The 14,801-nt window shown below is 55.9% G+C and carries 12 protein-coding genes and 1 pseudogene; 7 read left to right on the top strand and 6 right to left on the bottom strand.

The features are described from left to right. The first annotated feature begins 77 nt into the window (after window positions 1-77). Window positions 78-1,181 (top strand): PD-(D/E)XK nuclease family protein, encoded by a 1,104-nt coding sequence (locus ASF77_RS23535; protein ID WP_082493631.1) that lies wholly within the window; start codon window positions 78-80, stop codon window positions 1,179-1,181. Window positions 1,182-1,239: 58 nt separating this feature from the next. After that, window positions 1,240-1,683 carry a hypothetical protein gene (locus ASF77_RS07275; RefSeq protein WP_156648778.1) on the top strand — a complete coding sequence of 148 codons (444 nt, stop codon included), beginning with the start codon at window positions 1,240-1,242 and terminating at the stop codon, window positions 1,681-1,683. Window positions 1,684-1,821: 138 nt separating this feature from the next. Here the strand turns inward: ASF77_RS07275 and ASF77_RS07270 are convergent, their stop codons facing one another. Next, a complete protein-coding gene (locus ASF77_RS07270; protein ID WP_229445302.1) occupies window positions 1,822-2,928 on the bottom strand; it encodes a DNA cytosine methyltransferase in 1,107 nt (368 codons plus the stop codon). Window positions 2,929-3,123: 195 nt separating this feature from the next. Here ASF77_RS07270 and ASF77_RS07265 point away from each other — a divergent pair, with 195 nt between their 5' ends. Both ASF77_RS07265 and ASF77_RS07260 read left to right on the top strand, forming a co-directional pair. Then, window positions 3,124-3,528 carry a very short patch repair endonuclease gene (locus tag ASF77_RS07265; protein ID WP_056336951.1) on the top strand — a complete coding sequence of 135 codons (405 nt, stop codon included), beginning with the start codon at window positions 3,124-3,126 and terminating at the stop codon, window positions 3,526-3,528. A gap of 77 nt (window positions 3,529-3,605) precedes the next feature. Next, window positions 3,606-4,553, top strand: coding sequence for a NaeI family type II restriction endonuclease (locus ASF77_RS07260; protein ID WP_056336948.1), 948 nt, complete (start codon window positions 3,606-3,608; stop codon window positions 4,551-4,553). 585 nt (window positions 4,554-5,138) lie between these two features. Here ASF77_RS07260 and ASF77_RS24095 read toward each other — a convergent pair. Continuing rightward, window positions 5,139-6,194: a hypothetical protein gene (locus ASF77_RS24095; protein ID WP_156648777.1), complete on the bottom strand. Its 1,056-nt coding sequence runs from the start codon at window positions 6,192-6,194 to the stop codon at window positions 5,139-5,141. Window positions 6,195-6,461: 267 nt separating this feature from the next. On the opposite strand from ASF77_RS24095, the gene ASF77_RS07250 reads away from it, so the two are divergent. Further along, entirely contained in the window at window positions 6,462-9,278 is a 2,817-nt protein-coding gene (locus ASF77_RS07250) for an AAA family ATPase (protein WP_082493630.1), read from the top strand. Beyond that, entirely contained in the window at window positions 9,275-10,048 is a 774-nt protein-coding gene (locus ASF77_RS07245; RefSeq protein WP_056336939.1) for an HNH endonuclease, read from the top strand. Before ASF77_RS07250 ends, ASF77_RS07245 begins: the two co-directional genes overlap by 4 nt. A gap of 296 nt (window positions 10,049-10,344) precedes the next feature. Here the strand turns inward: ASF77_RS07245 and ASF77_RS24505 are convergent, their stop codons facing one another. Both ASF77_RS24505 and ASF77_RS23530 read right to left on the bottom strand, forming a co-directional pair. Further along, complete coding sequence (locus ASF77_RS24505) at window positions 10,345-10,755, bottom strand: hypothetical protein (RefSeq protein ID WP_162244831.1); 411 nt, start codon at window positions 10,753-10,755, stop codon at window positions 10,345-10,347. Continuing rightward, window positions 10,721-11,369 (bottom strand): annotated as a pseudogene (locus tag ASF77_RS23530) (transposase); the annotation flags it as partial. The gene ASF77_RS24505 and the pseudogene ASF77_RS23530, both read right to left, overlap by 35 nt. Before the next feature lie 631 nt (window positions 11,370-12,000). On the opposite strand from ASF77_RS23530, the gene ASF77_RS07235 reads away from it, so the two are divergent. Further along, a complete protein-coding gene (locus ASF77_RS07235) occupies window positions 12,001-12,735 on the top strand; it encodes a hypothetical protein (RefSeq protein ID WP_056336933.1) in 735 nt (244 codons plus the stop codon). A 527-nt stretch (window positions 12,736-13,262) separates the two neighbouring features. On the opposite strand, the gene ASF77_RS07230 is transcribed toward ASF77_RS07235, so the two are convergent. Next, on the bottom strand, window positions 13,263-13,556 hold the full coding sequence (locus tag ASF77_RS07230) for a hypothetical protein (protein WP_056336930.1): 294 nt from the start codon (window positions 13,554-13,556) through the stop codon (window positions 13,263-13,265). A 313-nt stretch (window positions 13,557-13,869) separates the two neighbouring features. After that, window positions 13,870-14,133, bottom strand: coding sequence for an EexN family lipoprotein (locus ASF77_RS07225; protein ID WP_056336928.1), 264 nt, complete (start codon window positions 14,131-14,133; stop codon window positions 13,870-13,872). Between the last annotated feature and the right edge of the window lie 668 nt (window positions 14,134-14,801).

Genomic DNA, 14,801 nt, shown 5'->3' with positions numbered 1-14,801 from the left:
AAGACGCCGCTTGACTGTGCTTTCCTGGTGAGGCGCACTAAGCCGGTATCGCCATCAAAGCTGGGGGTATTTTCGCTATGCCCGCTGCGGTATGCCTTGGAGACCGAGAATACTGGCTCTGGGAGAATGCCTCATGGATTGATGGCGCTGCGGGGCACCGGGCTATTGAGCAGCTTGCGGAGAGGGCGCATCCGCCGCCCCAGCAGCTGCGCGAGATATTTCTCGGAGCATTCGCGCACGCAGTGGCTGCCCCTAGCGCAAACCCGCTAATCCGTTTCGCCTTCCAGCGGCAGGGAGTGAATGCGCTTTGTCCGGCCGATCAACAAGCCAGCACGTGCCAGTTCATCCGGAAGGTTCTTGCAAGGCAGGTGCCTGGATCAGCGGCTCGCCGTGGGCCGGAAACTTCCCCCGCCAGGGCTGGCCGTGCCTTCGTCTTCGGGCGGGAGCGCAAGCTTGCGTCTACTGCACTCGATATGGAGGGCTGGGTTGACCTTGTGTACAAGGACAGCTCAGGAACTGTTCATGTCTGTGATTTCAAAACCGGGAATGTTCTTGACGCGGACGGCCACCCGAAGCATGCCTACCTGCTGCAGATTTCCGCATATGGCCTGCTTACGAAAGACATGCTGGGCCTGCAGGAAGTCGCGCTTGAACTTGCTGGTCCTGCCAGCAGCTGGCATGGAGTGCTGGACGGCCGGCTCGAAGCGATGGCCAGGGACGCTGCTGCTACGCTGAAGACACGCCTCCCGAAGCTAGAGCCGGTTCATGGCGAAAGCCTTGCGGCGCCAGGGTCTGGGTGCAAATCATGCTTTGTCCGCCCTTCCTGCCCTGTGTACATGCGTGCCCTGGAGGGCGGACTGGCTGCAGAAGAAATGCTTTCCCCGTTCGACCTGGCTGGAACGGTGGCGGAGACTTTCGCCGCGGGGGAATTCATTCGCCTACGTATTCTTACGCATAACGGAAAGCGCGTGTCACTAAGCGGGGTTCCGGCATCCATTTATCCGGGATTAGCTCCGGGACTGCAGATACGTGGATTTTCTCTCGGGTCGTTCGACGTCCTGGCCCGGGCTGCATTTCCTGCCAACTTTTATATTTTCCGGCCCGACGATCCGAAGGCTAGCGCATTTGGCTCGCGGCTCGTAATCGGCCCGCCTGGCCCGGAAGTGCCGGAAAAGCTTTAAGAGCAGCTCCTGCAGCGCCGGTATTTTTACAAGTCAGCACAACAGTTAAGGAATTGAATTGGCAGCTACCTACAAAGCAGCGGCAATTGAAAAAATGCTCGGCTCAGATCCGTCTGGCCGCCTAAAGCGGCTGTATGACAGTCTCACTGCACTTGGCCTGAAGACCAGGTTGCCGCCGAATAGCGAAACCTTGCTATTCGAGATCATCACAGCCAAAAAACAGCATATTGGGCTGGCGGCCATCCGGGCCGGCCACACGGAAGTCCTCTCTTTCCCGAAGCCTTACTGGGCCCGGCACGCGCCTGAACTTCGCGCAGCGGTGGCGGCGATCGAAGATTTCCATCATATAGATACCGAAGGATTCGTTTCTAGCAGCCAGTACTCGCTGAAGCAGATCCGTATTTCACGGGACACTATCGAAAGGCTGGACGAAATCGTGAAGAATCTTATCGCCTCCCATGCACATAAACTGGCAGGCACAGGTCCGCGCTCCGGCGGCTAAAGGCAACGCGTAAATGGAGCCGGAACTATAACCGGCAGCATGCATTCCAGGCCAAGCCTGTCTATCCCTGGGCTGATCAACAGCCTGCATTAGCCTGGCGCAAGCCAGGCTAGGCGCTCCTGACCGGCGGCTTGGTCTTCAGCCCGCTGCGCAGCGCAGCTCAGGCGTTTCTTGCAAAGCAGCCTGCTGCGCCGCTGCAGCAAGGCCAGCCTTGTGGCGCTCATGTTCGCGAATAGCATGGGCGATCCGCAAACCGACAGCTTCAGCCACTGGTGGCGGAAATGCATTTCCTACCTGGCGGTATGCATGGGTTTTGGAGCCCGCAAAATCCCAGTAATCCGGGAACCCCTGAATGCGGGCGGCCATGCGGACGTTCAGGAGAGGCATATTTTCAAAACCTTCCCTTACGCGGCCATCGCGCAGCAGTGCTCCCTGAAACTCTGCATGCGGGTACTCGTCGTCTGCCGCGAGCCGGTGGCCATTGATTCCAAGCTTGTACCACGCCGCCTTGGCCCTGGCCGGCCCGAGGTCTGGCCCGCCATGTTTCTTGGAACCGCCAACGAGCGTCGGGGCGATAAAGCAGGCCTTCTCCCGCCACGCATCGGCGCCGGACCAGCCGCGGCCAGCCATCAAGTCGAACAGCGTCTCGCCAACCGTCGGGGTCGGCACCTGGCTCGGCTCCGGCCAGTTAAAGTATTCAAACAGAGGCTCTTTCAACGCAACAAGGATGAAACGGGGACGGAGCTGGGGCACTCCATAGTCGCTTGCGTTCAGCAGCTTCCAGTCTGACGCGTATCCCATCTCCAGCAGCTGGCCCTGGATCAGCTTGCGGTAGTCCGCGAACTGCGGTTCCATCAGTCCTGCAACGTTCTCAAGCAGTACTGCTTGGGGCTGTACCTTCCGGACAATCTCAAGAGCAGTCGGAAAAAGGTCGCGTTCGTCCTTAGCGCCAAGCTGTTTGCCCGCCTTGCTGAACGGGGGACAGGGCACGCCGCCAGCGACGAGCGCAATCTTGCCGTGGAATTCAGCTGCCCGCTGCTCCGCAAACACCTTCAGGTCGCCTTCAACGATTTCCTTCCAGCCAAACCCGAGCTTGTTGTTGTTGTGATGCAGCGTCTTGCAAGCAAATTCATCTATCTCGATGAGGACTTCGTGCACGAAGCCCGCATTGTGCAGGCCCAAGGCCTGTCCGCCGGCGCCAGCGCACATTTCAATCGTGTTCAAATTCATTGGAAGCTGTTTCATATAATTCTAGCGAACACAGATTATACGGATTAAGTGTCCACTACAGAGTGCTCATCGTAGATGTTCCGGCACCCTGAATGCATACTCCAGGCGTGTGTGGCGAGAATGTCACTTGGGCGTAGAATGCGGAGCCAGCATTGTCCGAACCCGGTCCCAGCGGCGTACAAAGCCAACCGGCCGCTACCAGCGCTCCACATGGATACTATCAGCCAAGCACAGCGCTCAGAACTCATGAGCCGCATCCGCAGCAAGGACACGAAACCAGAAATTGCTGTGCGGCGCATACTGCATCGCCTGGGCTACCGCTTCCGTCTGCACCGCAAGGATCTTCCTGGCCGTCCTGACATCGTCCTTCCCCGGCACCGCAAGGCCATACTTGTGCACGGGTGCTTCTGGCATGGGCACACGTGCCGCCTTGCTTCTAAACCTAAATCGAACACTGGATACTGGAGCGAGAAAATATTGAAGAACAAGGAACGCGACGCGCGCAACCTGAGTGCGCTGCAGGCTGCGGGCTGGATCGTTCTTGAACTTTGGGAGTGCGACGTGCGGAGAATGGATGGACTTGAAGAGCAGCTAGCAGCATTCATGCAAAGCTAGAGCCATTCTTTGTGAAATTGACTATTTGAAAACATACAGTTAGTCTAGTGATCTAGTGCAACGATCACGAAACTAGCATGCCCTTCTCATCCGCCCCGCAGCACGAACTAGCGCTCATCGTCGAATCCGAAATTCCCCTGCAGATTTCGGAGGCCCAGCCCCCGGAGGCCAGAATTGCTGAACGGATGCAGAAGGTAAAGGAAGACCTGTTCCAGCATATGAACGGCGAAGAGCACTTTGCCAAACGGACAGGCGACATTATCCGCGCTGCCGTCGACTATGTTATCGATGCGCCAACGCTCTACCGGTATTCTGTAACTGACCTGGAGCCTGACGAAAAGACCGCGGTTGGGAAACGTATTGAACGCATGATCCGTTTTCACTTCGATATTCCGCGAGGCAAGAAACTCGATTTGACTCTAGCCGGAGAGGATGTCGACATCAAGACCACGATGGGTAGGAACTGGATGTTCTCCAAGTCAAGCCACGACCGTATTAATCTGCTGATCGCCTATGACGAAGAGAAGGCCGAATTCCGGGTTGGACTCGCGTATGTTGAGGAACATCAGCTCAATGCCGAGAATCGAGACTCAAAACGCAGCCTGAGCAGCGAGCACCGAGCAAATATCTCCTGGATTGTCGAGAACGAGCCGTACGCCCCGAACTTTCTTGCCCACCTGCCAGAACTCGTTAAAGAGATCAAGACAATTGCAGGCGGTACGAACCGTGTGCTTCACCTGCTCCGGAAGGTCAAAGGAAGAGCCATTCCGCGCCATGTGATCTGCAGCGTGGCAAACCAAAAGGATCCTTTGCGGCGCGTTCGAAGCAATGGGGGCGCGCGAGACGTCCTGTGGAAGGAAAAATTAATGGTTCTTTCCGGCGCGTACACATGTGACCGGGATATCGTCAGCCGAGCCCTTGGCATCGAGCTTGAGAGAGACGAAATGCTTACCCTTGACATTGACGACTCTCGCCTCGCTACGGAGATGATCAGCTCATACTGCGATGCGCATGCGCTCGCGTAAAAGCACAAACGATTCGTGACTGAATCCCTTTCATTTTCAACTCCTGATCGTTGTCAAGATATCGCGGAGCAGATGCGCCCCGCGTCTTGGCGGTGATCGTGCCCTCGACAACACGATTTCGCACGATGTCGCCGTAAGAAGGTGGGACGGCCGCGCTGAAGCGAGAAAGTAGTGCAGTACGTGATCGGGCACTACGGCCTTCAATCGGGAGCTAAGTTTGCCACGAGCCGGAAGACCACCGGCGTCGCCGCCTCCCAACAACTTGGCGCTCTGGCGCCCACGAATGACCCATACCATCCGCGTGCCCGTCTCTTCTTCCGCGAGCCTTTCCGGGGCCCGTAAAATACCAGTAGCCGAATGGCCCGTATCGACGACAGGCACAGGTCGGCCTGCGTATCGATCCCGATTCGCGCCGAACAACGTCGCGCATGGCATACGCAATCCTATAGCGGTGGGCGACTTCGGCCCGCGGTATTTGGCCTGCCCAGCTGGGTTAAGCCGCTTAGTTGCAACTTTCGTCCGGTGCTACCTAGTCGTATTGATCAGTTCAGGTGATCACTGGGCTAAATTTTTTTTAAAAAAACATCACGTTTTCGCCCAATCCCTCGGAATTATGAGATTGTCATACTTCGCCAAGTGCTTAACGGCAGTTGGCTCGTTTGTTTGCAAGCGTCTCTCGGGATAGAGCGAATTGTCCGAAGTGTACTTTTTTACAGCAGTAAGCAGCAATGCTTGCACTGCTTTCTCAGCGATTCCGATGAATCGAGCAACCGCGCGGTGCGCACTATCTGGAATTGGCGAGATGGCAATGTGCGCGCTATCGAGCTGGCTTCGCAAATACTTTAGGCTTGCGAAAACTTCAGTTTCAAGATGGCTAAGGCCCCACCCCTTCAAGAATTCGCGGATCGAGTCAATATCGCCCACAATACTATCCGGCACCAGAGCCTCAAGCGCCTTGCACAGGTTCAGCACGCGCTCACCTGTGTAGTCGTACGAAAACTGTGACCCAGCCTCAAGCAGAAAGCTTTGCGCAAGGTATCGGTGAGCGGCAACGATCTTCCTTGGCAGACTGGTCAGAAGTGGCATTACTGCATCAAAATACTCTGCGACTGCCGGATTGATCTCGTTCACCGAAAAAGATTCGCCACCAGGTGCATTGCCCTCGAACCGCACGTCGAGAGGCACTCCGTTGACCATACCTTCTATTGACAAGATTGTAACGGCGCAAGTTGACGCAGCAGCAAACGATGCCGGAAGAAACTCGACAACTCGCTGAACGATGCCCCCAGCATGATCCAATTTACTTACTGCGAAGTCGATAGTCGCAAGACTTCCGTCGACTGATAAGATGGCCCAGCCGACATTGCGAACGTATTTGAATTTCTCCAGGCGCGTACCTTCAACCGCTTTCGTTCGGCCAATGCCGCCAAAGAAGGTTCCCGCGACCTGAAAAGCAGAGTGCGGAGGAAAAATTCTCAGTCGTCCGGTCAACGGTGCATCGCCAAAAAACTCTTCAGGCCCGAGTTTGACTATCAATCGGAAATCGAAACGAGAGGCTCCGCTCAAGTTTGGCGAGTCGAGACCATGAATGAAGATCGTTCGATATGGAAGTTGAAACAAAACCATCGTTCCCTCGGTCAAAAGTTCCTCTGAGCATAACATACTTTACCGACAATCACTCCGAGTCAGCGACCATGATTAGTGAGCGGTAAAAGCTGTGGAACAAACGAAGAACGGCTACTCGTCTTACTGCAGGGATGCAAAACGTTAATTTCGATTACTTATCGCTTACTTGAAGAAAATAGTAAATTATGCCGACTGTTTTGGAATAGCCAAGACATTGATTTTAAACGGGCTTTTTGGCCTGCCCAGCTGGGTCGAACCAGCGACCCTCAGCTTAGAAGACTGATGATCGAGACTAAGCAAAAACGCTTGAGTGATAATAGCAATTATCATTTAATGGTAATGCACCGAGGTAATGATCCAAGCCGCTTTTCAGCTTTCAGAATTAGATTTAATCACTTTTCGGAAAAACTGTTTGATGCCTCCTTGAGCAGCAAACTAGCGAAGGAATTCCGGGGACATCGCGGCAGCTGGCACTGTTTTCTTTTCGACACTCCGATGAAGCAAATCGTGCGCTCATCAGATGATAAAATCCAGCAACATTCTTTGATGAGCGAACGCAGCATGGAAGATTATCGCGAGAGCACCATCGTGATCACGAGGCTCTGGGAAGACTTGTTCAAAGTCGCTCCGTCGTCCGCGCAGCCCACCGAGACGTATGAGCACGGGCTGCTTCTGCTTTTTCTGGTGTCGGCACAAGGCGCCCATCACGCTCGCACTGCGGATCGGCTCAGTGTCGCAATCACCGGGCAACCATCTGATCAATTGTCCGCACAAATAATGGGGCAGCCCTACATAATGCATTGGCTCGAGGGGGCGACCGATCGGCCCTACCCGGAGAGGATTGCTCTCGTTTTCGACGCTGTCATGGACGCGTTGCGATCGTTCGGCTACGTAGGGCCTCAGCAGCATATATTTAATGTGCAAGCCGACTGGCCACGACGACAATTCGACTTGGTTGTGAATTGGGCCCGCGAGCACGGCATGCAGCGCGTCCTAGACGCCTTCGACCATGGCCAGCGCGAGCGCATCGGCAACCAGCGCGATGTCGGCCGCGAGGACTTCGCCGCATACTTGGCCCTCAGTTGCACCATCGAGCCGGATGCCACCGTCGCGGATCTCGGCAGTCCGACCGCTTGCTTGCCGCGGCTGGCTATTGCCGCAGGCATGGCACGGCCGGAGTGCATCATTTCCCAGGCCGTGACCGATCGTTTCACGGCCATGCGCCTTTGCATGCAAGGAATCTATTTCCATTACGTCGACCTGAAGGGAGTAGGATCGGATGACCCCGCGCTGCCGATTTTCGCGGACTTCCTGCTTCTGGATCCCACTCCAGCGAGCGGCAGCACGACCCCTGCGCAACCACCGGGCAACAATGCCGAACTCGCCATGTCGGCCATTCGCCTCGCACAGCAACTGCCCAGGCTGCGGGATCGCTTTGGCCTGGCGCTGGTCGTCGTCCCGCACCTGGCCTGCACGACAACGCATTGGCAAAGGCATGTGCGTGAGGAACTCCTGGCCGCCGAGATGGTAGCCGCCGTTGTCGACCTGCCCGCTAGCGCCTTGACGGGACGGCGAAGATTTTCGGCATGGCTGATCACGGGGCGGCGTGCCGTCGTGCCTGCTCACAGGCGTAAGGTGCTGTTCATCGACGCTGAACCACTCGGCCGCCTCACGCCCGCCCGCGATGTCCAGCTGAGCGCCGATTTCATGGGCGCCCTAATCGCGCCCCTTTTCCAGGCCGATGGACACCGTAATCGGTTGTTGGAACGCCTCGAACACGCCGAACCGCTGCTGGCCAACATTTTTAAGCGCGAATTCGATCACACCGCCTACGAAGCGCCCGGCCTGTCGCGCTCGGTGTCCTATGAGGCGATACACGAGCGGGACGCCATCCTGGCGGCGAAACCGTATCTGACGCCCGTGGCCGGTGACCTCTGGGAACGCGGGATTGACCGACGCCAGCTGGACGCCTTGCTGGAGACGGCACACGGAGTCGGACAGCGGATCTACATCATTGGCAACAACGGCGAAGGCAAAAGCCTACTGCTGCGCGATATCGCTGTCGAAAGCGCTTCCCGGCGGCGGCCCACGGTGGTCATCGCCTTCAATGCCAGCGACCGTTTTCTCCGGAAGCTGGCGCCCGAGGCGCAAGCGTTCTATCGCTACATGGGCGCACGCACCAATACCACCGGTATCAATACCCTGCAAGCTGCAGTCGACATTGGCGCGCTGATGCTCCGGATCCACGCGGATCCGCAGATGCTGGAGGTCTTGCACCGCGTACTTGACCTGGTCGGCTTCGCCTCCGAATTGTTCATGATTCCGCGGGAATTGAAGGCAAATGGTGGGCAGCAGCGTGGCTTGATCAGCGGCATCGTGCGGCTTGCATCCCAGGATGCCAGCGACCGCCAATTAATAGACACGCTGCAAGCGTCCCCCCTGCTGGCAAAGAAATACAAGCTCGGCCTGCGGCGCGCACACCACCGCGACACTATCCTGCCTTTCGATGAATTGAGTTCGGGCGAACACCAGATCATCATGCTAGCGGCAAAGATGATCTCAGAAGCCAAGCGTAATGTGCTATTCCTGGTCGACGAGCCGGAAATCAGCTTGCACGTCGGGTGGCAGCGCATCGTGCCCAAACTGTTCGAGACGGTAGCCCGGGAGTTCGGGGCCGATGTCCTGGTGGCGACGCATTCACCCGTTCTCGTTGCCGGTGCGGACGGCGATGGCGACCACTGTTTCACAGTCCGCGACCGGGCACTCAACGCGCTCCCACGCCAGGACAGGAATTCCGTCGAAACGGCGCTGTTCGAAGGATTCCGAACCTACACCAGCAATAACCGCGAGGTTCACGAGCGCTGCGCCGCCCTGGTAGCGCAATTTATCGAGGAGGCGAATGGCGACGATGACCCACGCCAAAGTGCCCAGCCCATCCTGGACAAGCTCGACGACATGAAACAAGTCATCGATCATCAACGCCGCTTCTTGGCGCGCGAAGAAATGAGCTTTGACGTAAACCTGATCGAGCAAGCCAAGTCAGCTGTCAGGGAAATGGCCGCGCTCGCCGTGGAAGATTCCGGGGAGGAGGATGAATGAAGCTGATGCACCGGCCCGGGGCCGAGATCGACGGGGATCAGCAGCGTTTCCTGTCGCAGCCGCACAAGACGAAGCGGCTGTGGGCCGAAGCGAAGACATTGTGGCTAGCCGAGCAGGCTTGCGCCGAGACCAGCCGCCTGGATCGTTGGTTCGCCTTGACCGATTACAAGAAGAGCTTCAAAGGTGAAAAACCACGCGAATTCGGCAAGGAAGTCATTGCCGCTCTACGCTTGCACCTGGTGGGGCTGCAGAAGGGCCGCTGTTGCTATTGCCGCCGCTGGCTGCAAAACGTCGCGCACGCGCGTCCGGTGGAACATGTCTTGTCGCGCAAGGACTATCCGCAATTTTCGATGCAGTATCGAAACCTGGTCGTGTGTTGCAGGGACTGTAACCAGAAGAAGTCGGACGCTAACTGGTGCGATTTGCCCCACACCGCAAGACATTACCCCAAGGTGATCGACGATTACTTCCATCCCCGCCTGCACGTCTACGACACCCACATCCGCTATGTCAGGATCGAAACCAACGATACGGTCGTCGCCCTCTACCACGGCTTGACGGATCAGGGACGCCATCTGTGCCGTGAGCACTTGAAGACGATCGCCCAGGTCGACGGCCTGGTGAGCAACAACAAGCGCGTCTCTAAGGCATTCGCGCGTCTCCAGGCCGCCAGCGACGTACGCGATCCGAGCAAGGTTCGGGAGCTTGATGCCTTCATTAATGAACTGCATGTGGCGATGCACCGCGTCGCCGGTACCAGGCGGCCGTAGCCCAAAACATGGGCCGGCGCCTCTACCTCAAGCACCACCTTGCTTGCAGCCTCGTACTGTTCGAAAGTCGCCTCGCCGAAATGCAGCGTGAAATATACCCATTCGCTCCCGGTCGAGGTCTCAGTACTGGCGCAGCTCTGGCGATGGCGCCGAAGACCTGACGGCATACGCCGCGTATGGGCTTCACCTCGTCCCGAGTATAAAATCTCCGGCGGTAGCTGTCATTCTTCATCCTGTAATCTGACCAATGGGCATTTGATTGTGGTCATATTTGCCCTCGCATTGAGGCGTCCAAATCATTTCATGGCAGCGGCATTTTTCTTAGCTCTGATGCTTTTAGCCCAGGACCCGAAGCTACGAACGGATGTTATCGTCCAATAGCCTGATCTGAGCGGCTCTGATACGCGCAAATGGATCGTCAATTCCAAAACGCCAACCCACGGAAATCTTATTTTCAAATTCAACTCGTAGTCAAGATAGTAGGCTTCTTGTCGCGTAATCTCTACGATACCTAGATGCACGATGATAGCGTCTCGTAGGTCATTAATTGAAGCCCCTGCATTAAGCATAGCAAGACAACCATTACGGATAATGATTCGCGGGACAATGTGCTCGCGATGACCTCCCGTTGAACGAACGACCACGCCATATTGAATTGCCACGAGTTTTTTCCACACTCGCAAGCCGCTGGAAATATTGCTTTTCATATTCGACTGGCGACAGGTAATTGTTGAAGCTGTGTCGGCCCTTTGAATGTAAAATATCTCGATGTAATCAAAGACGTCCTGCCTTGCTTCGTTCCGGGTGCCGTAAATCTTGAGTCGGATACGTTCCCTTTTTTAAGAGCTGGAAGAAGCTCTCGGCCACGGCATTATCGTGGCAGTTTCCGTGTCGGCTCATGCTTTGCTGCAGATCGTGCTGGTTCAGGAAGTCGCACCAGTCGTAGCTGCTGAACTGACTGCCCCAATCGGAATGCCCCATCACACTTTGCACAGCCGGCGCACCGGGAATCGATCCTGTAACTGAGCAATTAAGGTGTACCCTTACCCGGACGTCTGGGCAAAGTACACCGCGGCCTTCGTCAATATGTCACGCTCCTCCGTGACGCGCTTGAGTTCGGCCTTCAGGCGCCGCATCTCGTCGGACTGGGCATCGATGGCCTTGCGCTCGGCCTCGGGCACGCCATAGCGCTTCGTCCAGGCGTACAGGCTATGGATGCTTATCCCGAGCCGAGCCGCAACTTCGCTCGCTGGGTGACCGCCCTGAGCCACTTGCTTTACCGCTGCAATCTTGAATTCTCTGTGTACCGCTTCCCACTCATATCTTCTCCTTATGCCTGACATTATAGTTCAGGAGTGTCTATGATAGTCGTGGCGATTCATAGCGCTACACCTTGAGCGTACGAGTACTGCTCAGTGCAAGGCATGGATATCCACATTTTTGGTGGATAACCTTACTCATAACTTCGTAAGAACCAGCGCTCGTGGGGCTTTGTGCGGATTGCCTATTAATTGGGCGACCAGCCAGATGGGCGTTTGCAGCAAAGTCCCTTCGACAATAATACAATTATCATGGTAGGCTACGTGCTGAGGTAACTGTCTTCGGGCCGCTTTTCGTCATTTCACAGCCTTGTAGAAGTTTGGTTGCCGACTCTCAAAGGCTTAAGTATATTGACTTCCGCCACATCGTCGGTTCTAACGCCGCAGCAGCGATCCTGCCTTGCGCTCGGAGTAACAATCTACCTTCCTTTGTGATGTCGTGTGCAGCGACCGAGCGGATGTAAGTCTCTCGCAGCGGTGATCTGCCATGGATAAAGATCTGCATGTACTAATACACAGGCTAATGCATTAAGTTCCTGCGAACACACACATCATTCCACACCAGATCAGCAAGGTGCAATTCGCGCCACCGATCCACACGAATACCCGTCCATAATCGGACGCGGAAGAACCATGCAGATAATTAACCCGTACTATGGAGCAACGCTGCTCGAGGAAATCGTACTAGCGCTCGGAACCAACTGTGGGGAGCGATTCGACGTAGGGGTCGGCTTCGCAAAATATCTTTCAGGAACGACGTTTGATCGTTTCGGTGCTGCGGTGGATGATTGGCTCAAAGTAAGCGATTCGCGTTCCTTCCGGCTATTCATAGGTGATCAGCGACACCCGGCAGACAAGGCTGATGAGCGCGCGAGGAAAATTAGGGATTGTACAGAGGTAGCAGCGAATCTTCTTAAATTTTCGAGAAACTTAGAAGAGCGGATGGAAGTCGTGTTCGTCCCAAAGCTACACGCTAAGTTTTACAGCATGTGGTCCTGCGCACCACCACATTGTCAACTCGAATGGGCAATTATTGGCAGCAGTAATTTGACCGACGCTGCCCTTACCGAAAAGAACATCGAGCTTGATGTCTATTTAGAACCTAAAGATTCGCAGCTCGGTCATGTCCAGAACATGTTGGCGGCGGTGATTGCGAACGCTTATAGCGATGGCGATTCGTGGGGAATACTGCACGACAAGATTGAACTACTTACCGCTAGAAGTCGCTGGGAAAACGACAAGGAGCGGGCCAGTGAAGAAGACGATGCTGAGATTGTCGCCGAAGCGGAAGCCGAGGAGCAGCGGTTAGCGGAGGCTCAGGCGCGCGCCGAGTCTGACAGGAAGCTTGGAATTCTCGGCCCGGATTAGGTTTGGCCAAAAGCGCAACCTGGAAGCAGGCCGGGCAAATCGTTAAATTTATAAATTAACCGAAGATCTCCCAAGGACATATGTCATTAGAGCGATAACAGTGAACGTGGAATTCCTGTTGTCCGCGAATACATTCCCAGCGCTGAAGCAACCCTACGTATCTGTTGACATAATCAGATGCGAATATGGCTTTTTACAATTGGCAAAGAAATTTGTGCAACTTACCTTTACCGCGAACACCAGAGCAGAATTATTATGGGCCATGGCACGGGTACTAATAGTGTCGGACGTCTCACCTTTCCGGTCTCCGTGACTTCGAGAAGGTAACTCAGTCCCCTGGTTCTAATCAGCTTGCAGGTGCTTTAGCCACCTTACGGCGAATTCACACAGCTTACAATGCATGAGTGTCATATGCTGCCTTTCCGTAGGAAGGCTTCCGATTCCATCACGAGTGAGTGGCTTGACCTGAACGCGCCATAGGGTCGTCCAAACGTTCGAGCTAGCGCCATTGGACAGCTCTGCCTTTTTTAACGTGCCTTCTCCTTATTGCGGGAACGCGATCGGCGCGTATGGATACGCACCAGCCCCGCTTCGAGCAGCAACAGCCGCCAGGCTGCATAGTCGATCTGGGTACGGGTCTTCGCTGTCGGCGCAGCGATCCAGCGGCGGATCGTGCGTTCCGCGACCCCGACTAGGTCTGCAATTTCTTTCTCCGTTGGCTTGCCGAGCAGTTCAATTACGGCGATGAGATCATCCCGGGTCGGCGGCCGGTACAACGTACTGGTAAAAGGGTGCAGGGTTTCCTCGGATGGCCGGCTCATGGGCTATCGTTCCCCGGTACATTAAGGCCAATACCTCGTTGCGCCTTCAACCTAGCGTTGCGGCCGCACAGGCGCTTTTCCTCTCGCTTCACTGCCTCGAAACGGTCGTATAGCTCAGACAGATTCTGTTTGGCTACGCGATAGTTCGACCGCGCCGCTCGGAGAGGGCCCGCATTGTGAAAAACGAAGTCGAAAGGCTTAAGCATGCCGGTGCATTGCACGCGCTCAAGAATTCGGTCGTCCTTATTGAGTGTCACTTTTCCGTGTCCTGGCTGTCGACATGGGCGGTAACGGAACAGGGCATGACGCCCTCCTACGGTACGATGCGCGGCATGTTAGCTACGTTGCCGAACGAGGCGACGCGATCTGCACGGCGCACGTTAAGGCAGTTGGCGTCGAGGCCAGTGCGCCCCGGGTCATTGCTGCACACGGCGCTGACCTTTTTGCGCAGATCCGGTTGCGCAAGGAATTCGTCGACGGTATACACGCGCGTCGCGTCGGGTACTGCCGTGACTACTTCGTCGCCGGTGCAAGCCCCCAGCCACAGGGGGCGGACGATGACAACCATACGGTTCATGATGACGCTCCTGTCCAGGGGAACCTGGCACGGGACTCACAGAGAAGGTTACACGGGGAATCCTATTGGACGCCTTCAAGCGCACTAGAGCAAGCGCTTTCCGCCGCCAGCACAGATATTCGACAGTATGCGCACAGAGCGGTTCGCGCTGCCAGCGCAGAGGCCACGGCATTCCGTGTCATCGTAAATCCCCCGTTTGTGAACACCGGATCAAGGCGGGGCATGACTAGGCCAGTCGAAACCGGCCTGGGACGCCCAGTGTCCCTTCTGCCGGCGTGTCTCCCGCAGCTGCATCCCCGGTCGTGAAACGATACGCTAGCGCCCCATTTAAGCAACGGATAACCAGGCCAGCGATGGCCTCAATCAGCTATGGCGGCATCTGCGTAAAGTCATTCGATCCAGTGGGTTCAGGATGTCACAGCCCGGGCATTGCGGCCTGATGCTCAACAGGTTCGCGGCATTCCAGATTGCCTGAAGATCGACACGACCATTCTCCATCACGGTGTTCAAGAGCGCCAATGCCGCTAGTCAGAGACCGTGCACTCTGCGGAGCCAGCAGGTAAGAGCAGCTAGACGGATCCGAAGAATGGATCTTGGCGCTTCCTTTCGCTCCAGCCGCGCAGGAGAAAGATACGTGCATTCCGGGGAAGGTTAGACGGATGCGACTT

It is taken from the genome of Massilia sp. Leaf139, assembly GCF_001424165.1.
GTDB lineage: Bacteria > Pseudomonadota > Gammaproteobacteria > Burkholderiales > Burkholderiaceae_D > Telluria.
Note: the sequence above shows the minus strand (reverse complement) of the source record. Positions and strands in the feature narration are given on the sequence as shown.